The 25,300-nt window shown below is 70.8% G+C and carries 23 protein-coding genes and 1 other RNA gene; 13 read left to right on the top strand and 11 right to left on the bottom strand.

Going from position 1 to position 25,300, the window contains the following annotated elements; genetic code table 11:
- Positions 1 to 146: 146 nt before the first annotated feature.
- Together DN771_RS15135 and DN771_RS15130 are read right to left on the bottom strand one after the other, a co-directional pair.
- Positions 147 to 458 carry a TFIIB-type zinc ribbon-containing protein gene (locus tag DN771_RS15135; protein WP_116998386.1) on the bottom strand — a complete coding sequence of 104 codons (312 nt, stop codon included), beginning with the start codon at positions 456 to 458 and terminating at the stop codon, positions 147 to 149.
- Entirely contained in the window at positions 455 to 3,160 is a 2,706-nt protein-coding gene (locus DN771_RS15130) for a cation-translocating P-type ATPase (RefSeq protein WP_116998385.1), read from the bottom strand. The genes DN771_RS15135 and DN771_RS15130 overlap by 4 nt, the downstream gene beginning before the upstream one ends.
- 468 nt (positions 3,161 to 3,628) lie before the next feature.
- Here DN771_RS15130 and DN771_RS15125 point away from each other — a divergent pair, with 468 nt between their 5' ends.
- Entirely contained in the window at positions 3,629 to 4,081 is a 453-nt protein-coding gene (locus DN771_RS15125; protein ID WP_162941985.1) for a hypothetical protein, read from the top strand.
- A gap of 1,105 nt (positions 4,082 to 5,186) precedes the next feature.
- On the opposite strand, the gene DN771_RS15120 is transcribed toward DN771_RS15125, so the two are convergent.
- Together DN771_RS15120 and DN771_RS15115 are read right to left on the bottom strand one after the other, a co-directional pair.
- The gene (locus tag DN771_RS15120) at positions 5,187 to 6,629 is read right to left on the bottom strand and encodes a choice-of-anchor D domain-containing protein (RefSeq protein ID WP_162941984.1); all 1,443 of its coding nucleotides are present in this window, start codon (positions 6,627 to 6,629) and stop codon (positions 5,187 to 5,189) included.
- 77 nt (positions 6,630 to 6,706) lie between these two features.
- On the bottom strand, positions 6,707 to 7,324 hold the full coding sequence (locus DN771_RS15115) for a TetR/AcrR family transcriptional regulator (RefSeq protein WP_162941983.1): 618 nt from the start codon (positions 7,322 to 7,324) through the stop codon (positions 6,707 to 6,709).
- 100 nt (positions 7,325 to 7,424) lie between these two features.
- On the opposite strand from DN771_RS15115, the gene DN771_RS15110 reads away from it, so the two are divergent.
- The 8 genes from DN771_RS15110 (at position 7,425) to DN771_RS15075 (ending at position 14,827) form a co-directional block, all read left to right on the top strand.
- Entirely contained in the window at positions 7,425 to 7,616 is a 192-nt protein-coding gene (locus DN771_RS15110; RefSeq protein WP_116998381.1) for a hypothetical protein, read from the top strand.
- Positions 7,613 to 7,954, top strand: a complete 342-nt coding sequence (locus DN771_RS15105; RefSeq protein WP_116998380.1) for a hypothetical protein — start codon at positions 7,613 to 7,615, stop codon at positions 7,952 to 7,954. Before DN771_RS15110 ends, DN771_RS15105 begins: the two co-directional genes overlap by 4 nt.
- The gene (locus tag DN771_RS15100) at positions 7,932 to 9,614 is read left to right on the top strand and encodes an N-acyl-D-amino-acid deacylase family protein (protein WP_116998379.1); all 1,683 of its coding nucleotides are present in this window, start codon (positions 7,932 to 7,934) and stop codon (positions 9,612 to 9,614) included. Before DN771_RS15105 ends, DN771_RS15100 begins: the two co-directional genes overlap by 23 nt.
- Before the next feature lie 141 nt (positions 9,615 to 9,755).
- The gene (locus DN771_RS15095; protein ID WP_116998378.1) at positions 9,756 to 10,745 is read left to right on the top strand and encodes an alpha/beta fold hydrolase; all 990 of its coding nucleotides are present in this window, start codon (positions 9,756 to 9,758) and stop codon (positions 10,743 to 10,745) included.
- Positions 10,742 to 12,220, top strand: coding sequence for an FAD-dependent oxidoreductase (locus tag DN771_RS15090; RefSeq protein ID WP_116998377.1), 1,479 nt, complete (start codon positions 10,742 to 10,744; stop codon positions 12,218 to 12,220). Before DN771_RS15095 ends, DN771_RS15090 begins: the two co-directional genes overlap by 4 nt.
- A 51-nt stretch (positions 12,221 to 12,271) precedes the next feature.
- Entirely contained in the window at positions 12,272 to 13,099 is an 828-nt protein-coding gene (locus DN771_RS15085; protein ID WP_116998376.1) for a hypothetical protein, read from the top strand.
- A 68-nt stretch (positions 13,100 to 13,167) separates the two neighbouring features.
- The gene (locus DN771_RS15080) at positions 13,168 to 13,833 is read left to right on the top strand and encodes a 4a-hydroxytetrahydrobiopterin dehydratase (protein WP_116998375.1); all 666 of its coding nucleotides are present in this window, start codon (positions 13,168 to 13,170) and stop codon (positions 13,831 to 13,833) included.
- Between the two features lie 79 nt (positions 13,834 to 13,912).
- Positions 13,913 to 14,827 (top strand): NADP-dependent oxidoreductase, encoded by a 915-nt coding sequence (locus tag DN771_RS15075; RefSeq protein ID WP_116998374.1) that lies wholly within the window; start codon positions 13,913 to 13,915, stop codon positions 14,825 to 14,827.
- Here the strand turns inward: DN771_RS15075 and DN771_RS29550 are convergent.
- The 3 genes from DN771_RS29550 to DN771_RS15060 all read right to left on the bottom strand — a co-directional run bounded on the left by DN771_RS29550 (position 14,817) and on the right by DN771_RS15060 (position 16,923).
- Entirely contained in the window at positions 14,817 to 15,494 is a 678-nt protein-coding gene (locus DN771_RS29550; protein WP_162941982.1) for a DUF3109 family protein, read from the bottom strand. The genes DN771_RS15075 and DN771_RS29550 overlap by 11 nt on opposite strands.
- Positions 15,495 to 15,644: 150 nt before the next feature.
- On the bottom strand, positions 15,645 to 15,848 hold the full coding sequence (locus DN771_RS15065; RefSeq protein ID WP_116998372.1) for a cold-shock protein: 204 nt from the start codon (positions 15,846 to 15,848) through the stop codon (positions 15,645 to 15,647).
- Positions 15,849 to 15,981: 133 nt separating this feature from the next.
- Complete coding sequence (locus DN771_RS15060) at positions 15,982 to 16,923, bottom strand: TIGR03621 family F420-dependent LLM class oxidoreductase (protein WP_116998371.1); 942 nt, start codon at positions 16,921 to 16,923, stop codon at positions 15,982 to 15,984.
- A 155-nt stretch (positions 16,924 to 17,078) separates the two neighbouring features.
- Between DN771_RS15060 and DN771_RS15055 the strand changes: the two genes are divergently transcribed.
- The 4 genes from DN771_RS15055 to DN771_RS15040 all read left to right on the top strand — a co-directional run bounded on the left by DN771_RS15055 (position 17,079) and on the right by DN771_RS15040 (position 21,421).
- Entirely contained in the window at positions 17,079 to 19,340 is a 2,262-nt protein-coding gene (locus tag DN771_RS15055; RefSeq protein WP_162941981.1) for a transglycosylase domain-containing protein, read from the top strand.
- A gap of 208 nt (positions 19,341 to 19,548) precedes the next feature.
- Positions 19,549 to 20,256 carry a zinc ribbon domain-containing protein gene (locus tag DN771_RS15050; protein WP_116998369.1) on the top strand — a complete coding sequence of 236 codons (708 nt, stop codon included), beginning with the start codon at positions 19,549 to 19,551 and terminating at the stop codon, positions 20,254 to 20,256.
- A gap of 13 nt (positions 20,257 to 20,269) precedes the next feature.
- Positions 20,270 to 20,746: a hypothetical protein gene (locus tag DN771_RS15045; RefSeq protein ID WP_116998368.1), complete on the top strand. Its 477-nt coding sequence runs from the start codon at positions 20,270 to 20,272 to the stop codon at positions 20,744 to 20,746.
- 90 nt (positions 20,747 to 20,836) lie between these two features.
- Entirely contained in the window at positions 20,837 to 21,421 is a 585-nt protein-coding gene (locus tag DN771_RS15040; RefSeq protein WP_162941980.1) for a histidine phosphatase family protein, read from the top strand.
- Positions 21,422 to 21,449: 28 nt separating this feature from the next.
- Here DN771_RS15040 and sigJ read toward each other — a convergent pair whose 3' ends face one another.
- From sigJ to DN771_RS15020, 4 genes are all read right to left on the bottom strand, one after another.
- Positions 21,450 to 22,496, bottom strand: a complete 1,047-nt coding sequence (gene sigJ / locus DN771_RS15035; RefSeq protein ID WP_116998366.1) for an RNA polymerase sigma factor SigJ — start codon at positions 22,494 to 22,496, stop codon at positions 21,450 to 21,452.
- Positions 22,497 to 22,503: 7 nt separating this feature from the next.
- Positions 22,504 to 23,796 carry a phytoene desaturase family protein gene (locus DN771_RS15030; protein WP_162941979.1) on the bottom strand — a complete coding sequence of 431 codons (1,293 nt, stop codon included), beginning with the start codon at positions 23,794 to 23,796 and terminating at the stop codon, positions 22,504 to 22,506.
- A gap of 158 nt (positions 23,797 to 23,954) precedes the next feature.
- Positions 23,955 to 24,313, bottom strand: an RNA gene (rnpB, locus tag DN771_RS15025) — RNase P RNA component class A.
- A 35-nt stretch (positions 24,314 to 24,348) separates the two neighbouring features.
- A complete protein-coding gene (locus tag DN771_RS15020) occupies positions 24,349 to 25,299 on the bottom strand; it encodes a hypothetical protein (RefSeq protein ID WP_116998364.1) in 951 nt (316 codons plus the stop codon).
- Position 25,300: the final 1 nt, after the last annotated feature.

The following is a 25,300-nucleotide window of genomic DNA, read 5'->3' as shown; positions in this document are numbered from 1 at the left end:
GATGACGTGTCTTCCCGGCCACCCGACGGAGACGCCACACCGTGGTCCGCGTTGGCGTGGCAGATCTTCGCCAACGTCCTCGCCGGTTGACCGCCGACGTGAACCGCCGGATCGCCCGGCGGTTCAGACCGCGAGCCGATCTCGGACTAGAAGTCGAACAGTTCAGCGAACATAGACCGCTTGCGGCGACGACCCGAACGATCGGCGCGTGGGTTCCCCCAGACGTCATCGTCGTCCCGACCGCCATCGCGGCCATCGTCGCGGGCGCGGCGGTCGGACTGCGGTGAGCGGTTGTCACGGCGAGACGCGTCGGTGGGCGCGTCGCCGGTGCGAGCAAGGATCTTGTCGAGCTCGCCACGATCGAGCCACACGCCTCGGCACACCGGGCAGTAGTCGATCTCGACACCGACGCGTTCGGTGATCGCGAGGGTGGCATCGGGGCAGGTCGGGCAGTTCATACGGACACCTCCACGGCGTCGATCGAAGGGGCAGGAAGAGGCGACGGGGCGCCACGGCGGCGGGTCTTTGTGGCCTCGATGACACCGACCAGCACCATGGCCGCGAGCACGCAGACGCCGAGATCGACGATGTCGAGCGGGGCGACGTCGAGCAACTCGTGAAGCGGCGTGTACAAGGCGGCAGCGGTCAACGCCAGGACAGCGGTGGCGACGAAGGCCATGGTCGGGTTGGAGCGCAGCCCGAGCCGCCAGATCGGCTCGACGGTGGAACGGGTGGCGAGCGCCTGGCCGATCTGCAGGAACGTGAGCGCCGTGAAGATCATGGTCTGCCACTCGGGTCGGTCGGCGATGTGGTAGGTGAACCCGACCGCCAGAGCGATGCCGCCGATCGCGCCGCCGGCCAGGAGCGTGTGGCGACCGTGATGTCCGGACAGGATCCCTGCGTTCGGGTCGATCGGGGGGCGGCTCATCACGTCACGTTCGGCCCGCTCGACACCCATCGCCAGGCCCAGCAGACCGTCGGTCATCAGGTTCAGCCACAGCAACTGCAGCGGCAGCAACGCCACCGCCTCGGCCGTGTTGCCTGTCAGCAACAGCGGGATCGGCCAGCCGAGCATGACGAGGACCTTGCCGAGGTTCCCGGCGACGGCGAACGCGACGAAGCGGCGCAGATTGTCGTAGATCACCCGGCCCTCCTCGACGGCGGCGACGATCGTGGTGAAGTTGTCGTCGCGCAACACCATGGCGGCGGCCTCCTTGGACACGTCGGTGCCGGTGATGCCCATCGCCACGCCGATGTCGGCGCGGCGGAGGGCGGGGGCGTCGTTGACGCCGTCACCGGTCATCGCGACGACGTCACCGTTCGCCTTGAGCGCTTCGACGAGACGGAGCTTGTGCTCCGGGGTGACCCGGGCGAAGACCGACACGCGCCGCACCGTGTCACGCAGCCCCTCACCGTCGATGCGGTCGAGGTCGACGCCGGTGACCACCTCACTGGCACCGATGCCGAGCTGGCCCGCGATGGCACGTGCCGTGAGCGGGTGGTCACCGGTGATCATCACCGGACGGATTCCGGCGGCGGTGCACCGGCCGACCGCGGCGGCCACCTCGGGACGCGGCGGATCGATCATGCCGACCAGCCCGAGCAGGATCAGATCCTGCTCGATCTCGACGGACGCCGCCGACGACCCGTCCGTCGGCATCGACCGATACGCAACGGCCAACACGCGCAGGCCGGCAGCTGCGTGCCGATCCCCGGCGGCGAGCACTCTGTCGCGCAGGTCGTCGTCGAGCGGGGCGACGCGGTCCGCGGCCTGGACGCCGACCAGGCGCGATGCCAATGCGTCGAGCGCGCCCTTCACGACCACGAGTCGGTGGTCTGCGGAGACGAGCGGGAACAGTGCCCGCAGGTCAGCCTCCTCGATGTCGTGGATCGTGGACATCCGTTTGCGATCGGAGTCGAACGGCACCTCGCCGCGGCGCGGCGCCGACCGGCGCAACCCCTCGGGATCCTGGCCGATCCGTGTCGCCGCGACCAGCAACGCAGTCTCGGTGGGATCACCGATGCCGTCCGCGGCGCCCGGCGCGAGTTCGGCGTCGTTGCACAGTGCTCCCGCAACGATCGTGGCTCGCGCCAGCGAGCTGTCGAGCGCCGCGCTCGGCAATGCGTCGAGGTCGACGCCGTGGTCGAGCACGTCGACGACTGTGACCGTCATGCGGTTCTGTGTCAGCGTGCCGGTCTTGTCCGAACAGATGACGGTGACCGAACCGAGCGTCTCGACGGCCGACAGACGTCGTACCAACGCCTGGCGGCGCAACATACGTTGCGCGCCGATGGCCAGTGTGACGGTGACGACCGCCGGTAGACCCTCGGGGATGACGGCGACGGCCACGCCGATTGCGGTGAGGATGAGATCCTCGGCACTCTCGCCGGCGGCTGCCCCCATGGCCACCACGAGGCCGGCCACGACCACGCCCGCCGCAGCCAGCTGCTTGCCAACCCGATCCAGGCGGCATTGCAACGGTGTCGCCTCGTCCGCGACATCCCCCAGCAACGCTGCGATGCGTCCGAGCTCGGTGTGCATCCCCGTCGCCACCACGACGCCCACCCCGCGCCCGTAGACGACCTGGGTACCGCAGAACAGCATGTTCCGTCGGTCGGCCAACGGGGCGTCGCCAGCGACCGGATCGAGAGACTTGTCGACCGGCTCCGACTCGCCGGTGAGCGCCGCCTCCTGCAGCCGGACGCTCGCCGATTCGACCAGCCGCAGGTCAGCCGGCACGACGTTGCCCGCCTCCACCACGACCACGTCACCGGGTACCAGGTCCGCCGACGGCACCGTCATGTCGACACCACCGCGACGCACACGAACCTCGGGTGTCGACATCCGCCGCAAGGCGGCGATCGCCCGCTCGGCCCGTCGCTCCTGCACGAACCCCAACGTCACGAACAGGGCCACGATCGCGGTGACCGCTGCGGCCTCGAGCAATTTGCCGAGCAGCAGCGACAACGCCGCCGCCGCCAACAGGATCAGGACCATCACCGCCCGAACCTGATCCCACAACAGCCGCCACGCGCTCCGACCGCCGTCGTCCGCCAGCTCGTTCGCGCCGAACACATCCCGTCGGCGAACGACCTCATCGAGGTCCAGGCCGTGACGACGGCCCACTCCCAATGCCGCCTCGACATCGACATCCGACATCGCATGCCACGGTGCAGCATCCTCTGCGTCGATGGTTGGAACTGTCATCTCGTGTGCCTCCGGTGGGTCAAAACCGCTTCCGAAGGTCTCTCCGCCCGTCATCGGACCAGCGCCGCCGGGCCGAGGGCCGAGATGACGACAACACTGTACTGGGATACTCCCCTTCGGAGACCAGTCTACAAAAGCCAGCTTTATTCGCAACATGCGGTCGGCGATGACATGTGGCCGGCGTTCGACGGTCGCACCGCTCGTCGTCGACGCCGTCTCGGCGGCGTCTGGTCGTCACCGGTGGGCTGCCTCACGCCACGCGCTGACCGGCAGCTCGAAGAGCGGCGATGCGCGCAGAGCATGAATATCGCCTGCGACGCATTGCGTTCTAGCCTGTCTTTCCAACAGGTTCTGACTCGTTTCGCCCACGTGTGATGTGCGTGGTGCGAATGGACATAGCGTTCTTTAGAGTTGTCCGCTATGGCAGCAAAGACGCCGAATAGCGCCAAGAGTCGCGTTGGAGCCAAGCGCGGGCCCAAGAGCTCTATGACGGATGAGCACAAGAACGCGTTGGCTGTGGGCCGGGTCGAAGGCCGTGCGGTCCGGGAGTATCTCGAGTCGCTGCGTGCCAATCGGCCCCGGCGAGGCCGCCGCCGGACGCCGGACTCGATCCGCGCCCGCCTGAAGGCCATCGATGTCGAGCTGCAGGAAGCCGATCCGATGACCGAGCTCAAACTCCGCCAGGAACGTCGCGACTTGGAGCAGGAACTGCACCAGCGCTCCGCCTCCGTCGATCACGCGTCGATCGAGAAGGCGTTCATCTCCGTCGCGAAGTCGTACAGCGAACGTCAGGGCATCAACTACTCAACATGGCGCGAGATCGGCGTCGACGCAGCCGTCTTGAAGAAGGCCGGCATCGCCCGCTCTGCCTGAACACGCCGGCCTGTCACGCATCGTGACACTCGAGGTTGAGTGACCTTGATCCGGCGGCGCTTCATCAATCAACTGATGCCTGCCTCGGCGGCATCAGCAGAGATCCCGTTGCTGCTGCCTCGGCGGCCGTTCAGGCGCACGCTCGCCCGCGGCGCGGCAAATGGTCGCCTCACTCATAGCTTCGGGGCTATTGTTCGTTGCGCGGACAGTTGGTGGGTGGGCTGACCGCCGCAGCCCACCTACCTGCCGCTCGGGTTTTCCGTCGCCGCTCACTTCGCCCGCAGTCGATGTGCGCGGCGGTCGATGCGCGCGCACTTGGCCAACGCATCGTCGGGTACGACCGGGCGACGGGGGGATCGCCCGGTTCGGTCGCCCCCGACCCGCACCAGTTGGGGGAACCGGGGGTCAGGGGGCGACGGGCACCATGATGGCCTGTCGGCTGCCGGTCGTGCTCGTCGAAGCGGCGTGTCATCGGGCACTTCGGCGCCGCGATACCGTGTTTGCATCCCGGCGGCTTCTTCATCATGCGCGGGACGCGCTTGCCGGCGGGTGGTCAGGCCACTCTCCTGCCCCGCCGGCAACCGGGATCCATAGCTCCGAAGCTATAGTGCTCTGCGGGAACCTGTGGCTGGTGGGCTGAGTTGCGCAGCCCACCGAGCCGAGGTCCGTGCCGTCGGCGGGCGCTCTCCTGCCGCACCGAATTTCGCTGACAGTGGCGCGCCGTCCGGAATACCGTTCGGTCGAGCCTGCTCGGACCGCTGTCGAGTGGGGGAGAGTCGGCGGGGCGGTGCGAGGCCCATCACCGCCTCGCCGACATCGCCGTGCGGTTCGCGCACGCCTTTTCGTCTGAACGCGGCCGGTCCTGGGTAGCAGGCGGTCTGGCGTCGGCCTTCTCCCACCCCGGGCCGACGCCGCACGCTCAGTCCGGACGCGGCGACTTGGTCCGGCGTCGCATGGAACGGGGCGATGGCGGGTACTCCGGAGCGGGCTCGGCTTCTTCATATGTCGGTGTCCAGCCGCCCGGGTCGATCAGCGACCGGCCCGGGCGGTCTCGCGCGCGACGGCAGGACGCCTCGCTCTCGGCCTGAACGTCTCGCTGCGCCGGCTACGGCACCGGGCCGCCCACAGCGGCGACGAGCACCACCGCATCGGCGGTGCCCGCGTTGTCGAGCGAGACCGTCGGCAGCGTGAGTACGGAGCCCTCGGCGAGCACCTGCCCGCCGCCGGTCGTCACGTCGCCCGCGATGACGATCACCAACATCGGGAACGGCGAGATGACCTGGAGGCTCTCGCCGGGCGCCAGCGTGTCGCCGATCAGGTTGACGTCTCGCCGCGCCGGCCCCGGGGTGAACGCGGATGGGCCGGACGCGCCGACGAACGTGATGCGGTGACCTGCCGACGCCGCGCCGTCGGACATGGGGGACGCCGAGCCCGATGATCCGGCGGGGAGGAAGAACGCCTCGCCGGCGTCGAGCAGCGCCGACGACGCCGATCCGATGGAGACGAGAACGGCGTCGGGACCGTCGATGGCGACGAAGGACGCCGACGTATCGGTGAACGAGACCGGCCAGCCGGCCGCGTCGAGTGTCTCGTGATCCCACCCGACGGCGCCGGCAGGGAACTCGACGACGCCCTGGGCGATCACCTGCGCGGGCCCCTCGGCGAGCGGGCCGGGCACGATCTCGATCCCGCCGGCCACGGTCGACGACGGGATCGCGCTGCTGGTCGTCGTGACGTCTGCCGGGCCCGTCTGGACGTTGGGGTCGGTGGTGGTGGTCGTGGACGTCGACGTCGACGTCGACGTCGAACTGCTCGTCGTGGTGGCGTTGCCATCGGTCCCCGTGCCGGACATCGAGATGGCGAAGTTCTCGCTGTCGACCCCGATCGTGGTGGTGCTCGACCACGGACCGGCCGCGGCCGGCTTGAACTCGTAGGTGAACGTGCACGTGTCGCCCGGCCCGAACGTCTTGCCGGCGCAGTCCTGGCTGCCGCCGAAATGGGTCGGGTCGATCGGCGCGCCACCGGAGAAGTTCGGTGACTGGCTGGCGTTGCTGATGTTGGTGATGATGACGGGGATCGTGCTCGTCTGCCCGACCGGGGTGCCCGGGAAGGCCAGGGTCGGCGGTGACACCGTGAACGGGAAGAGCCCTTCGCCCGACATCGAGATCGAGAAGTTGTCGCTGTCGATTCCGATGGTGGTGCTGCTGGAGTGCCCGCCCGGGCTGCTCGGCTCGAACTCGTAGGTGAACGTGCACGTGTCGCCCGGGGCGAACGTCTTGCCGGCGCAGTTCTGACTGCCGCCGAAGTTGGCGGCGTCGAGGGGTGCGCCGCCGCTGAAGTTCGGGCTCAGGGTGGCATTCGACGCATTGGTGATCGTGACGCCGATCGACGACGTGGCCCCGACGAACGTCGCCGGAAAGCTCAGCGATGTCGGCGACACCGTGAACTCACCCGCGGCCCTCGCCGGTGACGGCGCGACCCACACGCACAGACCGGCCACCGCTGCCAACGAGGCCACCAGGCCACGAGCGATGCGCGACCGCGTCACGCGCGGGATCGTACGGCGCGCCGATGCACAGGTCACCTGATTATGAGCGCCGCGCCGGCGGTCGTTCGCGCCCCGAATCAGTGCCCGTCGATGACCGGAAGCACCTGGGCGACGAGGATGGGGAGGGTGGCCAACATGGTCCTTCGGACCCGCTCGCGATCGATGCGGTGGCGGCCGACCCACTCGATGGTGAGCTCCTGGACGAAGCCGCCCCAGGCGCGCACGAAGGCGCGGACCGCCGAGTCGGCGGCGCGATGACCGAGCCCGATGGCGACGAGCGTCTGGTCGGCGAGGATCTCGCGGGCTTCGTCGAGGATCGCCGCCACGTCGTCGTCGCTCTCGGGCGCACCGGCGTTGACGGCGCTCAGCCAGCGATCGGGGTTGTGCTCGACGGCGCTGATGAAGCTGTCGACCACCGTCGCCCAGGCCTCGGGCGTACCGAGCGTGTCCGGCGATCGTGTGCCGAGCGGGGCGCGGGCGGCGACGCGCACCACCTCGAGGTACAGCTCGCGCTTGGAGCCGAAGTAGTGGTGCAGCAGCCCGCGGGCGACGCCGGCCGCCCCGGCGATGTCGCTGATCGACACGTCGCTGTAGGGACGGTCGGCGAAGAGGCGGGCGGCGACGCGCAGGATCTGGTCACGGCGGGCGTCGGGGTCCATGCGAAGGCGACGCGGCGCGTCCTCGACAGTGCTCACGCCGTCATCCTCCTTGGTGCCTCTCGCATCGCCGCTCCGGTGCCGACATCACGCTCGTCCGCTTATTGGACGACGTTCAACAAGGGCTACGGTAGCGGCCATGGGGGCCCGCACGTTCATCACACCGCAACCGGGTGACACCCTCGACACGATCGCCGAGCGAGTCCTGCCGGGAGTCGAGGGTGCCGCTCAACAGCTCTTGTCGTGGAACCTGCACATCGCCGCTCGCGGAGGCATCGTCGGCCTCCTGCCGAGCGACATCGTCTTCACGGAACCGCCGCCGGCGTCGTGACCGCCGTCATCAGCCGGGCGAGCATCGTCGGGGGCCACGACGGGCGGGCCGAGATCGAAGTCGAGATGACCTACGAGAACGGCGGCCGCTCGACGATCTCGCTCGACGTCGAGGCGTGCATGGCATCGCTCGACCGGGCCGGCATCGCCTCGATCGACGATCTCGTCGGCCAGCCCTGGAGCGTGGTGCTCCCGGCCTTCGAGCGCCCGGGCCTCAGCGACGCACGCCAACGGCCGTCGCCGCACCAGGCCGCGCGGGAACAGCAGCAGCAACAACAGCAACAACAACATCAGCAAGGGAACGGGGGAGCACCCAATGCTCGATCTGATCATCCGTGACGGGCTCATCGTCGACGGCTCCGGCCTGCCCGGGCGCCGTGGCGACGTGTCGATCCACGAGGGCCGCATCGTCGCCGTCGGCGGACGCGCCGGCGAGGCGGCGACGGTGCTCGACGCCGCCGGCAAGGTGGTGGCGCCCGGATTCATCGACCCGCACACGCACTACGACGCCCAGCTGTGCTTCGATCCCTACGCCTTCCCGGCCATCGAGCACGGTGTCACCACCGTCGTCCCCGGCAACTGCTCGCTGTCGCTGGCCCCACTCAAGGCCGACCAGCGCGACGCGTTCAGCCGGATGTTCCGCCTGATCGAGGAGATGCCCGAGCCGACCTTCGCCGCCGGCGTCGACTGGCGGTGGGGCGAGGGCTTCGGTTCGTGGCTCGATGCGCTCACCGGCCAGATCGCCCTCAACGTGGTGCCGCTCGTCGGCCACTCCGTCATCCGCATGTTCGTCATGGGCCCCGACGCCCAGCAGCGCGAAGCGACCGCCGGCGAGATCGTCCAGATGGCCGACGTCCTGCGCGAGTGCCTCGATGCCGGCGCCGTCGGGCTGTCGACGAGCTTCGTCGACATCGACGAGACGTACCGGCCGGTGCCGAGTCGCTGGGCCGCGCCGGCCGAGCTCGACGCCCTGGCCGCCGTGCTCGGCGAGCGCGACAAGGTGTTGCAGATCGTCCACGAGTTCTACGACACGGCGCTCACCGTCGCCCGTGTCGAGCAGCTGGCCGAACTGTCCCTGCGCCACGGCATCACCACGACGCTGTCGCCGCTGTTCCACTCCGACGCCAACCCGACGGCGGTCGCCCAGGTGATGGCGGCGGTCGAGCAGGCCCGGGCGCGTGGGGCTGCCGTGTGGCCGCAGGTGCAGACCCGGCCGATCGACATCAGCTTCACGCTCGACCAGCGCAGCCTGATGTTGCTGACGATGCCGTCGTGGTGGCAGGTCGCCTCGATCCGCGATCACGCCGACAAGGTCGCCGCCGTCAACGACCGTCGCCAGGCCCTCGTCGACGAGATGAACAGCTTGGCCCGCCGCCCGAACGCCGGGCTCGGCTCGGGTGCGTTCGTGGTGCGCGAGGTGGTGAACGAGCGCAACAACGATCTCGTCGGCCGCACGATCGACGACATCGCCGCCGAGCGCGGCTGCTCGCACGGTGACGCCGTCGTCGATCTCGCCCTCGACGAGGATCTCGGCACCTGGTTCATCCGCGAGTCGATCGGTCACGACAACTCGGCGGTCGTCGGCGACCTGCTCGCCGATCCGCTGGTGCACGTCGGCGCATCCGACGGCGGCGCCCACGTGGGCTCGTTCTCCACGTTCGGCGACACCGGCTACCTGTTCTCCGAGTTCGTCCGCGAGACGAAGTCACTGAGCCTCGAGGCGGCGGTGAAGAAGATCACCCTCGACCCGGCGACGATCTGGGGCATCGAGGACCGCGGCCTGCTGGCCGCCGGCCGCGCCGCCGACGTGGTGGTGTTCGACGCGGACCGCATCGGTCGGGGTCCGGAGATCGCATCCGACGACTTCCCGGGCGACGGCATCCGCTGGATCCGCCGCCAGGAGGGTATCGACACGGTCATCGTCAACGGCGCCGTCACGTGGGACGCCGCCGGCGGCTACGCACCCGACGCCCGCGCCGGCGTCATCGCCACCCGCTGACGCCTCCCGCCCCGACCCACCCGAGTGTCGGGCGCCCCCCTGTGGGGTCCCCAGCACTCGGGTGCGCTTCAACACTCCGACGGGTCGGCGACCGACCGACCGCCGACCTCTGCACCCCGAACGTCCGAAAGGCTCGACCCCATGTCCAACGACGTGCTTCCCGACGGCGCCACCGCCCAGGTGGCCGACGCCGCCGGTACACGCATCCACTACGTCGAGGCCGGCGACGGCCCGCTCGTCCTCCTCGTCCACGGCTTTCCAGAGTCCTGGTACTCGTGGCGTCACCAGCTGCCCGCCCTCGCCGCGGCCGGTTATCGAGCGGTGGCCATCGACGTGCGCGGCTACGGCCGGTCGGCCGCGCCGCTCGCCGTCGAGGACTACCGCATGGTCCGGCACGTCGCCGACAACGTCGGACTCGTCGCCGCGCTCGGCACGGAGACGGCGACGATCGTCGGTCACGACTGGGGCGCTCCGATCGCCTGGACGTCGGCCCTGCTGCGCCCCGACGTGTTCACCGCCGTCGCCGGCCTCTCGGTGCCGTACTCGCCGCCGTCGGCCATCCGCCCGCTCGCCGCGATGCGGGCGATGGCGGGAGACGAGGAGTTCTACATCGAGTACTTCCAGGAGCCCGGTCGCGCCGAGGCCGAGATCGAAGCCGACGTGCGTGGCTGGTTGAGCGGTTTCATGTACACGGCGTCGGGTGACGCCCCACCGCCCGACCCCGCCGCCGGCACGGTGGCGACGATTCCCCACGGCGCCCGGATGAAGGACCGGTTCCACCAACCCGACCCGCTGCCCAGCTGGCTGACCGAGCACGACCTCGACGTGTACACGAGCGAGTTCGAACACACCGGGTTCCGCGGCCCCCTCAACCGGTACCGCAACGTCGACCGCGACTGGGAGGACCTTGCCGCGTTCCGGGGCAAGGCGATCGACGTCCCGGCCCTCTTCATCGGGGGCGACCGCGACGGTCCGACCATCTGGGGCGGCCCGGCGATCGCCGCCTTCGGCTCGACGCTGCCCAAGCTGCACCGCTCGCTGATCCTCGAAGGGTGCGGTCACTGGACCCAGCAGGAACGCCCCGACGAGGTGAACGCGGCGTTGATCGACTTCCTCGGAGCGGTTCGATGAGCCCGCATCGGGATCCGGTCGCCGTCCCCCAGGACATCGCCGTGGTCGGCGGCGGTATCGCCGGCATGCTCGCCGCGCTGCTGCTCGCCCGGGACGGTCACCGCATCACCGTGTTCGAGCGGGACGACACCGATCTCCCCGAGACCGCCGACGAGGCGTTCGAGCAGTGGGACCGCCGCGGGGCGCCGCACGCCCGTCAATCCCACGCCCTGCTGGCCCGGCTCCGCCGCATCCTCAAGGACCGGGCACCCGACGTCCTCGAGATGCTCGCCGAGCAAGGCGCCACCGAGCTGACCGTCGAGCGCATCCTGCCGCCGGGGATCGAGGACCGCGCCCCCCGCCCAGGTGACGAGGAGCTCGTCCTGTGGTGCTGCCGGCGGCTGACGATCGAGTGGGTGTTGCGCCGCGTCGTCACCGCCGAGCCCGGGGTGATGTGGCGCCGCGGCGTGGCCGTCGACGGGCTCGTCGCCGACGGCACCGACGTGCGCGGCATCCGGCTCGCCGACGGGTCGGAGGTGCTCGCCGACCTCGTCGTGGTCGGCGGCGGGCGCAACTCGCCCGTCATGGACTGGATCGCCGCGCTCGGCGGCAAGGTGCAGCCGACCGAAGAGGAGTCCGAGGCGGGCATCATCTACCTGTCGCGCTTCTACCGGCTCCGGGACGGCCACGAGCTGCCCGTTCTCACCGAGCGCGGCGCCGGTGGCGACCTCGGGTATCTGGGATTCGCCGGGTTCTACGGCGACAACGGCACGTTCTCGATCACGTTCGGGGTGCCGACGGTGGACCGCGAGCTGCTGGCGCTGCGTGACGTCGATGCGTGGGAGGCCGCCGTCCGCACGCTGTCCCCGCTCGAGCCCTGGACGGCCGACGGTCTCGCCGACCCGATCACCGACGTCGAGGCGATGGCCCGGCTCACCAACCGGATCCGCCGGTTCGTCGTCGACGGCGAGCCCGTCGCCACCGGGCTGGTCGTGATCGGCGACGCCGCGCTCACCACCAACCCCTGGTACGGCAAGGGTTGCTCGCAGGCCGGCATCGCCGCTGAAGCGCTCTCGGCAGCGCTGCGCGAGCACGGGCGCGACCGCGTCGGCGTGGCGCTCGCCATGGACGAGTCGATGCGCAGAGACCTCGAGCCCCACTACGTCGTGTCCTGCCTGCAGGACGCCGACCGCATCAAGCTGCACACGTCGTCCCACGAGGGCTCGGAGCCCGACCCGGTGGCCGCGGCGACCCGGGATTTCATCATCAACGGACTGCTCGAGGCGACGCGTGTGGACGCCGACGTGTTCCGGGCGTTCTTCCGGTCGTTCAACATGCTCGACGATCCGACCGCGCTGCTCGCTGACCCGCAGGTGCTCGCCGCGGCCGGTGCCGCGCACGCGGCGAAGGACCAACGCCCGCCCCAACCGAAGCTCGGCCCGGCGCGCGAGGAGTTGCTGTCGGTGATGGCCAGCGCGGCGCCGCTCGGTCGCTGATGCCGCCGGCGTGCGGCGCCACTGCTCCACGAGTGTCATAACCTGAACCTGGTGGTCGACGACGTGCGGCTCGATCGGGCGACGGCCCGGCGTGTGTTCCAGCGGGCGAGCGCGGCCGATGGCCCGGATCGGCGGGACGGCGCCTCGACCGATGTCGACCGGCTCGACGACGAGACGGTGGTGGCCGCCGCGGTCGAGGCCGGGATCGACCCCGCCGAGGTGCGCCGGGCGCTGGCGTTCGAACGCCTCGGTCCGGAGCCCGCTCGCGGTCGTGGCGCCGGGCTGCTGGGTGGGGCCGACGTGTCGGCCGACGCCGAGATCGCCGGCCATCCGGACGTCGTGATGGCCCGGCTCGATTCGTGGCTCGTGGGCGGCCACCACCTTCGCCGCGATCGGCTCCGCGACGGGCGCGGCGTGTGGCGCCGCCGCACCGGCGTGCTCGGCGCGACGTTCCGTACGGTTCGCCGCGCCACGGGGGAGGGGCGCCTCGGCGACCTGGCGCGGATCGAAGCGATCGCTGTCGACACCGGGGTCGGGACGAGCGTCGTGCGGGTGACGGCCGACCGGCGTCGAGATCGCCTCGTTCGGGCGTCCGCTGGGGCCGCAGCTGCGACGGTCGGGACGGCGGTCGTCGCCGTCGTCGCCGCGGTGTCGGTGCCTGCCGTGCTGCTGGCCACTCCCGTCGCTCTCGGCGTCGGCACCGGCATCGCCGCCACGGGCCGGCGGGCGGCCACCGACGTCGCCGTCGAGCTCGAGCGCGTGCTCGACGCCGTCGACCACGGCGACACGCCGGCCCGCCTCGGTCCCGACGTCGTCCGCAGGGTGATCGGCCGGCGCGGCCGGCCGAGTTCGCCCGTGCCACCCCCGCCGCCCACCTAACGGTTGGTGCCTGGCACCAAGCGTTAGGTTCGGGGAGTGCGACCGTCTCGATCAGCAGGGGAGCGACCATGACCGATCCGAAACAACCGCTCACGTTCTCCGATGTGGAAGCCGCCGGCCTCGACGACTGGCGCCTGGTGCTCGGTTCGCTCCGCACCCGCTTCGCCACCGGCAACTTCGCTGCCGGGCTGGCGTTCGTGGAGCGGATCGCCGCTGCCGCCGAGGAGGCCAACCATCATCCCGACGTCACCCTGACGTATCCCGAGGTCGCCCTCGTGCTGCGTAGCCACGATGTGGACGCGATCACCTCGCGCGACATCGACCTGGCCCGGGCGATCAGCGGCTTCGCCGCCGAGACCGGGATCTCCGCCACTCCGGAGAAGGTGCGCGCGCTCGAGCTGTGTCTCGACGTGGACGATCCTGCTCCGGTGGCTCCGTTCTACGCGACGGTGCTGGGCGCCGACAACGGCGACGACGACATCATCGACCGCACGGCGCAGATGCCGCCGCTGTGGTTCCAGGCACCGGGCGGCGACGGGGCCCCGCTCCCCGCCGCTCATCCGTCCCAGCGGTGGCACCTCGACGTGTGGGTGCCGGCCGATCGCGCCGAGACCGAGGTGCAGGCCGTCATCGACGCCGGCGGGCGGCTGGTCAGCGACGCCGAGGCGCCGCGGTTCTGGGTGCTCGAGGACGCCGCCGGCAACCGGTCGTGCATCTGCACCGACGCCCGCTGACCCAGTCGTACACACGCAGCACGTCTCCGTGACCGGAGGCCTTGACTTCAAGCGAACTTGATGAGCTTGGCTGGCCGCCGTGAAAGCCATCTTCATCAGCCGCCCCGGTGGACCCGACGTGCTCGAGCTCCGCGACCTACCGACCCCCGACCCTGCACCCGGCACGGTGCGGGTGCGGATCCATGCCGCGGGCGTGCAGCCCCTCGACCTGGCGATCCGCGAGGGATTCCGGCCGCCGTACGCGGCACCCGACCTGGTGCCGGTCCCGGGCAACGAGTTCGCCGGCGTCGTGGACGCCGTCGGCGACGACGTGCACCACTGGCACGCCGGCGACGAGGTGCTCGGCTTCACGTTCCTCGGGTGCTACGCCGAATACGTCGTGATTCCGGCCGACCAGATCGTCGCCAAGCCGGCGACGATGCCCTGGGAGGTGGCGGGCGGCTTCACCGCCGGCGCACAGACGGCGGAGATGGCGTGGGAGGAGGTCGAGCCCGGTCCGGGCGACGTGGTGCTCGTCCACGGAGCCGCCGGCAACGTCGGCGGCTACGCCGTGCAGCTCGCCCGCCGGCGCGGTGCGAGGGTCATCGGCACGGCCCGGCCCGAACACCACGACTACCTGCGTGCGCTCGGCGCCGAGCCGGTCGACTACCGGGGCGATCTCGTGGGAGAGGTCAGGCGGCTCGCTCCCGGTGGCGTGGACGTCGTGCTCGACGGTGCCGGCCGGGGTGCGCTCGAGGCGACGGTGGCGCTGGCCCGTGACCTGCGACGGACGCGCACGATCTACGAGCACGAGGCCGGCCCCAAGGTGGGCGTGATGACGCTGTCGGGCGTCCGCAGCGCCGAGCGTCTCGAGCGACTCGTCGCGATGTCTGCGGGCGGCGAGCTGTCGTCGCTCATCCGGTCGACGTACCCGCTCGAGGAGGCGGCGGACGCCCACCGGGAGCTCGAGACCGGCCACGGGCGCGGCAAGATCGTGCTCGTCGTCAGGTCGTGAGGCGGCGTCGCAGCTCGACATACACCGGCTCGCCGACGATCTCGGTGAGCTCGGCCGCGAGCGACTCGAACACCGGCGCATCGCCCCGGTAGGGCTCGGGCTCCTCGGTGCAGCACCACGCCATCACGTCGCCGTCGTCACCCCAATCGGCACGAGACCACGCCCGCACCGTGGCCACCTCGGTGTCCTCGTCGAGCTCCACCCAGTCCACGTGCACCGGCAGCTGCCAGCAGACCGATGGCTTCCAATCGATCGGCGAGTCGCCGATCGCCAGGGCGGCGATGTGCAGGGCGCACCCGGAGCCGCCGGCGAATCCAGGCCGGTTCAGGAAGATGCAGGCGCCGTCGACCACCCGCGTGCCGCGCCGCGACTCGTCGCCGAAGATGCCACCGTCCGCGGCGTCGGCGTGGTGCTCGAACTGCGACGGCGACAGCATCGCGGCCATCGCCGACAGGGTCATCGCCTCGTCCTCGCCGTCGAGCTCGGCGCCGAGTGAGCAGCAGCCGTGGCCGAGCGCCGCGGCGCGCTCGGGCCCGATGCCCTCACACCCGGCGCCGAAGATGCACGTCCAGTTGGACGTCATGAAGCGCCGGTCGAAGCGCCACACGGTGGGCCCGGCGTCGATCTCGATCATCCCGTCGTCGGGCAGGGTCGCGCCGTCCGTCACCTGCTCGGAGGGTACTGCGGTCCCCCCGGTAACAGATGGTGCCAGGCACCATCTGTTACCGGGGCGGGCCGAGCGGAAGCTGGCCCGGACGCGACGATGCCCCGCCCTGGCCGGACCGTGCCGGCAGGACGGGGCATCGACGACGACTGGTCAGACGAGCGAGACGCTGCGCGCTTCCTCGCCGCCCTTGCGGCTCGGCCCGACCTCGAACTGCACGTTCTGGCCGACATGCAGGGTCTGACGGCCCTCGCCGGCGATCTGCGAGGCGTGGACGAAGAGGTCCTCACCCTGGTCCCGGGTGATGAACCCGAAACCGCGCTGATCGTCGAAATACTTCACTGTTCCTGTGGCCATGTTGGCCCTCACTTTTCTCACCGGAACCCAGAACGCCCGGGCCCCGCGGCACGCACCGTACCTGGCGACGGACCGGGAACGTCGGTTGGGCGACCGATCGTGGCCGGACGAGGAGCCGCCCGGCAGCGCGGGATCAGTTGCCGGAGAGGGCCGACACCACCGGGGCGAAGGCCTCGACGTCGTCCTGGCCGACGATGAGATAGCTGATCCCCGTCTCCTCGCGGAGTCGCAGGATCTCCTCCGTGACTGCCGACACCGGGCCGATCAACGAGAACGGCGACTCACGGATCAAGTCGGGGTCCACCTCGAGCATCTTGGCCAGGTTGTCGATCATCGGCTCGGGCTCCTCGGTGATGGAGACCATGAACACCCGGATGTTGAGCTCGATCCGGTCGATGCGGTCGCCGGCGGCTTCGCGGATGATCCCGATGCGATCGAGCACCGCCGGACGGGTCATCGTCTCGAGCGCCTCGGGCCCCACGGCGCCGGCGGTCATCGTGCCGTTGATGCCGACGATGTCGGCCTCGCGCGCGGCGATCCCGAGCACCCGCTTGCCGCCGCCGCCGATGAGGATGGGCGGCCGGGGCTGCTGCACCGGCTTGGGCAGGCCGTCGTAGTCGGTGATCGTGTAGTGACGGCCCTCGAAGGAGAACGGCCCGTCGCCCATCGCCCCCTTGATGACCTGCAGGCCTTCGACGAAGCGGTCGATGCGCACACCCGGCCGGTCGAGGGGGATGCCGGACGCCTCGTAGTCGCTGGTCATCCAGCCGGCGCCGAGTCCGATCTCGACCCGACCGCCGGACAGCACATCCATCGTGGCCAGCTCCTTGGCCAGCACGACCGGATGCTTGTAGTCGTTGTCGAACACCAGGGCGCCGACGCGCAGCGTCGTGGTCGCGTCGGCGATCGCCTGCAGGGCGGGCATCGGCGCCAACTGGTCGGTGAAGTGATCGGGCATCGTGGCCGTCGAGTACCCGTGGTCCTCGATGCGGCGGGCGAGGTCTCTCCAGCCGGCGCCGTCGCGGGCGTCGCGGATCTGGATGCCGAACCGGAAGGGGCGAGGGTGAGCAGCCACGGCAGCACCCTACGACCACCCCCCGACCCATCCGAGTGTTGAACGCCTCCCGAGTGTGGAAGGCCCGGAAACCGGGCATTCCACACTCGGATGACGGTCCGGACCCGGCGGTGGGTGACCGCTTCGCGGCGGCCTCGGGCGTTACCGTGGGCGACGTGCGCGCCATCACCTGGGTCTCCCGGCTCCTCGTGATCACCCTGGCCGCCGGACTGCTGTTCAGTTCCGTGTTCGCCGGCGTCGCCCCCCGCATCTGGGGTGTCGCCAACTCGTGGGAGGGCCGCCCGATCGAGCTGCCGGGCTTCGACGATCTCGCCCGGCCCTCCCGGGCGCTCGACACCAGCGGCAACGTCATCGCCGTCTTCCAGCGCCAGAACAGCAAGCCGATCGAGCTGGCCGACGTCCCCCAGAGCGTCATCGACGCCTTCCTCGCCGTCGAGGACCGCGAGTTCTACGAGCACAACGGCGTCAACGCCCGAGCGCTGTTCCGGGCGACGGTGTCGAACGTGGCCTCCGACGCCAACCAGCAGGGCGCGTCGACGATCACGATGCAGGTCGCCAAGAACGAGTACCTCGGCGGCTTCGACCGCGACCTGCGCTACAAGATGCTGCAGATCCACTACGCCTTGATGCTCGAGCGCCAGTACAGCAAGGAGGAGATCCTCCAGCGTTACCTCAACACGGTGTTCTTCGGCCAGAACTCGTACGGCATCGAGGCCGCGGCCGAGACGTACTTCGGGCTCCACGCCAGGGATCTTTCGCCGGTGCAGGCCGCGTTCCTCGCCGGCTTGGTGCAGTCGCCCTCGAGCTACAACCCGATCAACAATCCCGAAGCGGCCCGTAACCGGTTCGAGCAGGTGCTCGGCCAGCTCGTCGACGAAGCGATCCTCACGCAGGAGGAAGCCGACGCCTACCAGGATCCCAACAGCCCGACGGCGTTCCAGATCCCGGCCCGGGCGCAGTCGTTCCCCGACCAGCCGAGGCCCGAGCGGACGTACTTCTCCGAAGCGCTCACCGACTACCTGCTGAACCGGTCCAACATCCTCGGCGACTCGTACGACGAGCGCTTCGCCGCGCTGTACCGGGGCGGTCTGACGATCCAGACGACTCTCAACCCGACGTATCAGGCGTACGCCGAGACGGCGGCGACGGTGCTGCCGCAGAACAATCAGGGATTCGAGGCGGCGATGGTGTCGCTCGACTCCTCCACCGGCGCCGTGCGGGCGATGGTCGGCGGGCGCAGCTTCGAGGACAGCCAGGTCAACATGGCTCTCGCCCCCCGCCAGACGGGGTCGAGCGTGAAGATCTTCATCCTCGCCGCCGCCCTGCAAGCCGGCGCCCAGGCCACCGACATCATCGACGGTCGCCGGCCGTGCGTGCTGCCCAACCCCGGCGATCCGAGCGATCCGTTCGAGATCACCGACGCCGTCAGCCGCGAGCCCGACACGCTCGCCCAGATGACGTGGCGCTCGATCAACTGCGCCTATGCCCGGCTGGCGCAGATCGTCGGCCTCAACCGTGTCGTCGACACGATGTACCGCATGGCCGACTCGCCGTACCTCAACCGCAACCTCGATCCCGGCCAGCGCGATCCGTTGCAGCCCTTCCCGGCGCTGGCCACCGGCGCCAACGAGATGTCGCCGCTCGACATGGCGGCGGGTGCCCAGACGATCGCCAACAACGGCCTGCACATGCAGCCGTACTACGTGGAGTCGATCACCGACAGCACGAACACCGTCGTCTACCAGCACGAGGATCCGGGCGTGCAGGTGCTCGACCGCGAGGTGGCGCTCGAGGCCGTCGACATCCTCAAGGGCGTGCTCACGGTGGGCACCGGGCGGCATTATCCGATCTCGGTGCCCGCGGCCGGCAAGACGGGTACGCAGGACGAGAACACCAACGCCTGGTTCGTCGGCTTCACGCCCAACCTCGCCACGGCGGTGTGGGTGGGCGACCCCGACGGGCATACCCCGATGATCAACGTCCCCGAGTTCGACAACGACCGGGTCCAGGGTGGCGGCTACCCGACGGAGATCTGGCAGAACTACATGGAGGCTGCGTCACAGACCGAGGGCGCCGCCGACTGGGAGGCTCCGCCGGCGCCGGCCCGTGAGCCGTACCGGCTCTTCCTGCCCGGCAACGAGTGCGTGTACGTCATCACCGGCTACACCGGCGGACAGCCGGTCGGGGCCCCCGCAGTTCCGGGCCAGCCGAGTGGCTTCGCCAACCCGGCCGCACCGCCCCCGACGGCCCCGCCGGCCACGCCGGCACCGCCGGCACCGCCGGTGCAGACCACGCCGGTGCAGCCCGTCTATGGCACCGTGCCGGCGGGCACCACCATCCCACCGGACAACCTCGATCCCAACGCGCCGCTGCCGATGTACCCCGTGTCGTCCGGGTACGTCTACCGCGCCTGCTGACCCGCAGGCTGTCTGCGGCGATGTGTGAGCCAGGGACGCGCATCGCCGCGTCGTCCACTCACACTTGCTGGCAGGGGCCGATCCTGCCGGCGAGGTGTGAGCCAGGGATGCAGGTCTGCGCGCTCGTCGCTCACACTTGTCGCTCACACCTTGGCGTCCGGGGCCCCGCTACCCTCCACGGGGTGGCACCCAACTCCGTGAACCGACCGTGCTGAGCGACGATCTCGTCGCCCTCCAGGAGGTCGACACGGCGATCGACCAGCTCGGCTTCCGCCGAGCGCGGCTCCCCGAGCGTGAAGCGGCTGCCGCGGCCGCCAGTCAGCGTGACGTCAGCCGCAAGCGAGCTGCCGCCATCGCCGCTCGCCAAGCCGAGATCGAAGCGGCCGTCGCCGCCGCCGAGAAGGAGGGCGCGGACCTCACCAGGCAGCGCGAGCGGCTCCAGGCGCAACTGAAGACCGTGATCGCGCCGCGCGAGGCCGAGGCGCTGATGCACGAGCTGGAGACGATCGCCGCCCGTCGCGACGCCCTCGACGACGCCGAGCTCGAACACCTCGAGGAGGACGCCCGCCTCGCCGGCGAGCTGGCCGAGGTGGAGGCTGCGGTCCCGGCGCAGGACGACGCCCAGGCCGCCGCCGCTGCCGCCCTGGCGGCCGCCGAGGCCGAGATCGACGCCGAGGTGGCGACGCTGACCGAGCGCCGCAACGAGCTGGTGGGACGCTTCGACGCGTCGGCCCTCGCCGACTACGAAGCGGCACGCCGCCACCACGGCGGTGTCGCCATCGCCCGCCTCGACGGCCGGCAGTGCACCGGTTGTCACATGGACCTGTCGACCAGCGAGTTCGAGCGCGTCAAGGCGACCGCCGCCTCCGATGCGATCGCCGAGTGCCCCAACTGCGGGCGCCTGCTCGTGCCCTGACACGGGCCGACTCGTGCTGTTCTGGTTCATCGGCACCGCCGTGCTCACGGTCTGGTACGTGTTCCGTGACCCCCGCTTCGACTACCGGCTGCTCGTCGTCGGCGCCGTCCTGCCCGAGATCGACATCGTGACCGGCGGCATGTGGCTGTTGCACACACTGGTGTTCAGCGTCGGCCTGCTCGTCGTGGTGATGCTGGCCACGAGCGGGCGCAAGCCGATCCGCCGGCTCCTGCTCGGCCTGCCGATCGGAACGCTGCTGCATCTCGTGTTCGACGGGGCCTGGGCGACCACCGACGTGTTCTGGTGGCCGCTCGGCGGCACCGACTTCGACGGCTTCGACCTGCCCTCGGTACAGCGCGGCCCGCTCAACATCGTCTTCGAACTGGCCGGGCTGGCACTGGTGGTGTGGATATGGAAACGGTCGGGACTGTCCGACCCGGCTCGACGCCGGCAGTTCCGGGCGACCGGTCAGCTGTTCGCCGCGGCGTGAGCTCTAACATCGGCGGCGTGCAGACGAGGGGCGCGGTCTGATGGAGTCTTCGACGCGGACGGCCGATCCGACGACATCGGCGACGCCGCTGTGCTGATCCTCGTACGCCACGGCCGCACGGCGCTCAACGCCGCCGGCCGGCTGCAGGGGCGCATCGACGAGCCGCTCGACGAGGTCGGCGAACAGCAGGCCAAGGTGATCGCCGATCGGATCGGACCGGTCGACGAACTGATCAGCAGCCCGCTCGTGCGCGCGCAGCAGACGGCGTCGGCCTTCGGGCAGCCGTTCAGCGTCGACGAGCGCTGGATCGAGCTGTCGTACGGCGTGTTCGAAGGGGTCGACGCCCGCGCCACACCCGCCGGGGTCTGGGCGAAGTGGCGAGACGATCCGGCCTTCGCGCCCGAGGGCGGTGAGTCCCTGCTCACCCTCGATGGCCGGGTGCGCGGCGCGTGTGAGGAGCTCGCCGAGCGGGCGGGAGGGGACCGCACCGTCGTCGTCGTCTCGCACGTCTCGCCGATCAAGTCGGCCGTCTCCTGGGCCCTCGGCGCCGGTGTCGAGATCGCCTGGCGTTCCCACCTGTCACCGGCGTCGATCTGCCGCATCGACATCCGATCCGGCGTGCCGGTGCTCACGGCGTTCAACGAGACCGCCGACGCCAATCTCAACGTGTCCTGACGCGGAGCCGCCGGGCTCGCGGCCGGCGTCAGGGCGCGACAGGTGCGCCGCGGCGGTGGCGGAAGCGGCCCGTGCCCTCGGAGGGGGCCGGATTGTCGGCGGCCCACGGCAGCGACGCCACGAGCCGTTCGAGCTTGTCGGGGTTGAGCCACATGTTGATGGCGGTGACCCGGCCGTCGGCGCCGACGTCCACCGTGGTGGCGGCCCACCGACCGGAGCCGAACATCACGAAGCCGACGGTGCCGTTGATCTCCATCTGCGCCATTTGCACGTCGCCGCTGGCGTAGATCCGCCGGACGAGGTTGCCGAGCAGACGGCCGACCTTCTCCGGTCCGACGACCGGTCGTAGCGCCGCGTGGACGACGCCGCCGCCGTCACTGAGCACGACCACATCGGGGGCGAGCGTGGCGAGCAGTCCCTCCGGATCGCCCGACATCACGGCGATGAGCATCTGCTGTGCCGCTTCGGCGGCCACGGCGATGTCGGCGCCCGCCTGCCCGGCATCGGCGGGCGCATCGCCGGAACCGTCGCGCACGTGACGGCGGGCCCGGCTGAGCGCCTGGCGGCAGGCAGCCTCGCTTCGCCCCAGGGCGTCGGCGACCTCGCTGTGCGAGTGGTCGAGGACGTCGTGCAGCACGAACACCGCTCGTTCGATCGGCGTGAGCCGTTCGAGCAGGAGGAGGAACCCGATCGTCAGGCCGTCGGTCTGCTCGAGCTGGTCGCCCGCGCTCGGACCCGTGGCGACGGGCTCGGGAAGCCACACGCCGGGGTACTGCTCGCGCTGGCGACGCGCCGACTTGAGCACGTCCAGCGCCCGCCGCGTGACGGCGGTGACCAACCATGCCTCGGGGGTGACGATCGTGGCGTGGTCGACGGTGAGCCACCGCAAGGCGACGTCACCGACCACGTCCTCGGCCTCGGCCATCGTGCCGAGCATGCGATAGGCGATCGACAGCAGCTTCGGCCGTGCGGCGGCGAAGGCCGCTGTCGCGTTGTCCTCGCACGACGCGTCGAAGGTGCGACCGCCGGCGGAGGCCGGTGATGAGGGACGGGATGGTGTCGACTGAACGGTCATCGGGCGATCACGGAGCGGTGAGCGACGGGGCGGCCGGCGTGTGCGACAGGCTGCGGGGTGCGACCAGCGCGGCGGCGTCCCAACCCGATCGTACCGAGGCGTCGGCGAGCGCCCCGCGCGGTCCGATCCAGTCGCCGGCCACGGCGAGACCGGTGACTCCGGCGATGCCGACGGTGGGCCGGCCGAGCGTGCCATTGGTGGCGACCCGGGGGTGGTCGCCGGCCACCATCGATCGGGGCACGTAGCGAACGTCCACGACGTGGTCGGTCCAGCCCGGCTGGACGGCCTCGAGCGCCGCTTCCAGTTCACCCCGGTGGTCGTCGGCCTCCTCGTCGGGAGCGAGATAGCGACCGACCGACACGACTGCGCCGTCGGCCGGTGCCACGTCCGCGACGTCGCTCGGTGTGGAGACGAAGACCCGCTCGTCGAGTCCCAGCGCCGTGACGATGCGACGCTGGGGGAGCGGCCGCAGGGCGACGTCGAGATGGGCCATCCGGATCGGGACGGCGGCTGCGGCGGCCACCTCGAGATCGAGCAGCGGTGGTCCGTCGATCAGCGCCACGGCCCGACGGGCCTCGTTGACTGCCACGACGATGCGATCGGCGTCGATCTCCGTGCCATCGTCGAGCGTGATGCCGGTCGCCCGCTGGCCGTCCTGGTGGACGCGGCTGACCGGGGCGTTGCGCCGGATCGTGCCACCGTGGGCGATCACGATGTCGGCGAGGCCGTCGACCATCGTCTGCCAGCCGCCGTGCACGTACAGCACGCCTCGCAGGGCGTTGCGCATCTGCCGGGCGGCGGCCCCGGCGTCGAGCAGGTCGAGGTCGGCGGCGTAGTTGGTGGTGCGCACGAGGGATTCGACGACGGCGCGGCTGCGAGCGTCGGGGACGGCGTCGCTGAGCCAGTCGGCGACGCTGGTGCCGGCGAGCTCGCGGGCGCTGCGGGAGCCGGCGCCGAGCATGGCCCGGACCGTGCTGATCGGCCGGCGCAGCGTGGCGACGTAGCGGGCGGCGCGACGTGCGGTGCCGCCTGTGATCACGCCGTAGCGGCGGAAGTTCGGGGCGCCGCCGTGCAGCGGGACACCCAGGCGGCGCAGGATGGGGTAGCCGACGCCGCCCTTGTAGACGGCGTGCGGGCCGACGTTCATCGAGAACCCGTCACGGCGTCGGCTCCGGGCCCGGCCACCGAGTTCGCTGGTCGACTCGAGGACGGTGACGGCGTGGCCGGCGGTGGCCAGGGCGGCTGCGGCCGTCAATCCGGCGAGCCCACCGCCGACGACGTACGTGGGTTGTGTGCGCATGCCACCCAGACGATCGACCCCGCCCGCCTGTGACATCGCCTCCCGTCCCGTCCCGGCCTCGCATCGCCAAAGTGTGACCCCAGAACGCAGAAACCTGCCTCCACCGCTCACCGATCCGGTTTCAGCCGGCGGCCTGCGTGGCCGGGGAACGCAATGTGATGGTGAGTCGGCGTGTAGGCGGGATTCTGTACCGCCCGAGGGCGGTGACGGCCATCCATCTGTGCGGTCTACCCGAAGGCTGCACCACCGGGAGGTGATGCGGACGGGCCGCCCATACCTTCTGCTCGACCTTGCTCCTGGTGGGGTTTACCGAGCCACGACGGTCACCCGCCGTGCTGGTGCGCTCTTACCGCACCGTTTCACCCTTGCCTGTGCCGTTGCCGGCCATCGGCGGTCTGCTTTCTGTTGCACTCGTCCGTCAGGTCACCCCGACCTGGCTCTCGCCAGCACCGTGCCCTGTGGAGTCCCGACCTTCCTCGACGTGGTCAGGCCACGCCGCGACCGTCCGGCCGACTCACCATCGCCATCAGGCTACCGGTGGGGCCGTCGCGGTCAGGCGTCGCAGGTGAGGCTGTTGTAGACGAAGGCGTTGTCGGCCGGCGTCTCGAACGCCGACTTGTAGCGCAGTCCGAGCTCGTTGACGGCGCCGATCTCGATGCTGACGGCGGTGAGCTGAGCGAAGCGCGTGCTGATGACGTACGGCAGCACGATCGGCGCGGCGTCCGGCGTGGAGTCGGCGCTGGCATCGGTCGCCGGCGGCTCGGTCTCGACCGTGGGGACCTCGCCGCCGTCGGCCTCGATGATCTCGGGGGAGAGGTAGCCGACCGGCGCCGGGTTGCGCAGGAGCGTGGCGGTGGCCGCGCGGCGCGACGCCTTGGCGCCGAGAGCGATGACGGCGGAGCGCAGCTCGGGGGTGGAGAGCTGCGGGATGAAGTGCAGGCTCGACGACGTGGCGAGCGATTCGAGCGCCCAGATCATCGTCAGGACATCGCGGGGGATGTCGTCGCTGACGGGGATCTCGCCGTCGGAGTTGGTCCCGCCGAAGATGTTGTCGAGGGCCGGACCGAAGAATCGGGCCTCGTACCACGGGTTGGGGCAGGCGAAGGGCGTGCCGCCGACGGTACCGAGCAGGCCGTCGAGCTCGGCCGCGGCCGCGGTGTGGTCGGTGGTGAAGCGTTCGAGGGCGGCGGCAGCCTGTCCCTCGAGGCCGCCCTCGGCGGCGAACCGCTCGTACATGCCAAGGGTGGAGTACTCGAGCGACTGCAGCGTGCGCAGGAACACGGCGTCGTCGACGGTCGCGGTGGGCAGCGCCGTGGTGGTGGGCGCCAGGCCGACCCGGCCGGGCGCGCCGCCGCCATCGTTGCCGCACGCGGCGAGGACTGCGGCCATCGCGGCCGCGGCGCCGCCGAACTCGAAGAGGCGGCGACGGCTGAAGGGCTGGCGTGCGCTCGGGGTGAGGGCGTCGTCGGCGAAGGTGGGGGCGTCGGGGTGCTGGGCGTTCATC

The organism is Desertimonas flava (assembly GCF_003426815.1).
GTDB classification, from domain to species: domain Bacteria; phylum Actinomycetota; class Acidimicrobiia; order Acidimicrobiales; family Ilumatobacteraceae; genus Desertimonas; species Desertimonas flava.
Note: the sequence above shows the minus strand (reverse complement) of the source record. Positions and strands in the feature narration are given on the sequence as shown.

Bases quoted from the DNA above. Each gene is read 5' to 3' on its own strand.
- DN771_RS15135 (WP_116998386.1), bottom strand. From the start codon at position 458: ATGAACTGCCCGACCTGCCCCGATGCCACCCTCGCGATCACCGAACGC.
- DN771_RS15130 (WP_116998385.1), bottom strand. From the start codon at position 3,160: ATGTCGGATGTCGATGTCGAGGCGGCATTGGGAGTGGGCCGTCGTCAC.
- DN771_RS15125 (WP_162941985.1), top strand. From the start codon at position 3,629: ATGGCAGCAAAGACGCCGAATAGCGCCAAGAGTCGCGTTGGAGCCAAG.
- DN771_RS15110 (WP_116998381.1), top strand. From the start codon at position 7,425: ATGGGGGCCCGCACGTTCATCACACCGCAACCGGGTGACACCCTCGAC.
- DN771_RS15100 (WP_116998379.1), top strand. From the start codon at position 7,932: ATGCTCGATCTGATCATCCGTGACGGGCTCATCGTCGACGGCTCCGGC.
- DN771_RS15095 (WP_116998378.1), top strand. From the start codon at position 9,756: ATGTCCAACGACGTGCTTCCCGACGGCGCCACCGCCCAGGTGGCCGAC.
- DN771_RS15090 (WP_116998377.1), top strand. From the start codon at position 10,742: ATGAGCCCGCATCGGGATCCGGTCGCCGTCCCCCAGGACATCGCCGTG.
- DN771_RS15080 (WP_116998375.1), top strand. From the start codon at position 13,168: ATGACCGATCCGAAACAACCGCTCACGTTCTCCGATGTGGAAGCCGCC.
- DN771_RS15065 (WP_116998372.1), bottom strand. From the start codon at position 15,848: ATGGCCACAGGAACAGTGAAGTATTTCGACGATCAGCGCGGTTTCGGG.
- sigJ (WP_116998366.1), bottom strand. From the start codon at position 22,496: ATGACCGTTCAGTCGACACCATCCCGTCCCTCATCACCGGCCTCCGCC.
- DN771_RS15030 (WP_162941979.1), bottom strand. From the start codon at position 23,796: ATGCGCACACAACCCACGTACGTCGTCGGCGGTGGGCTCGCCGGATTG.
- DN771_RS15020 (WP_116998364.1), bottom strand. From the start codon at position 25,299: ATGAACGCCCAGCACCCCGACGCCCCCACCTTCGCCGACGACGCCCTC.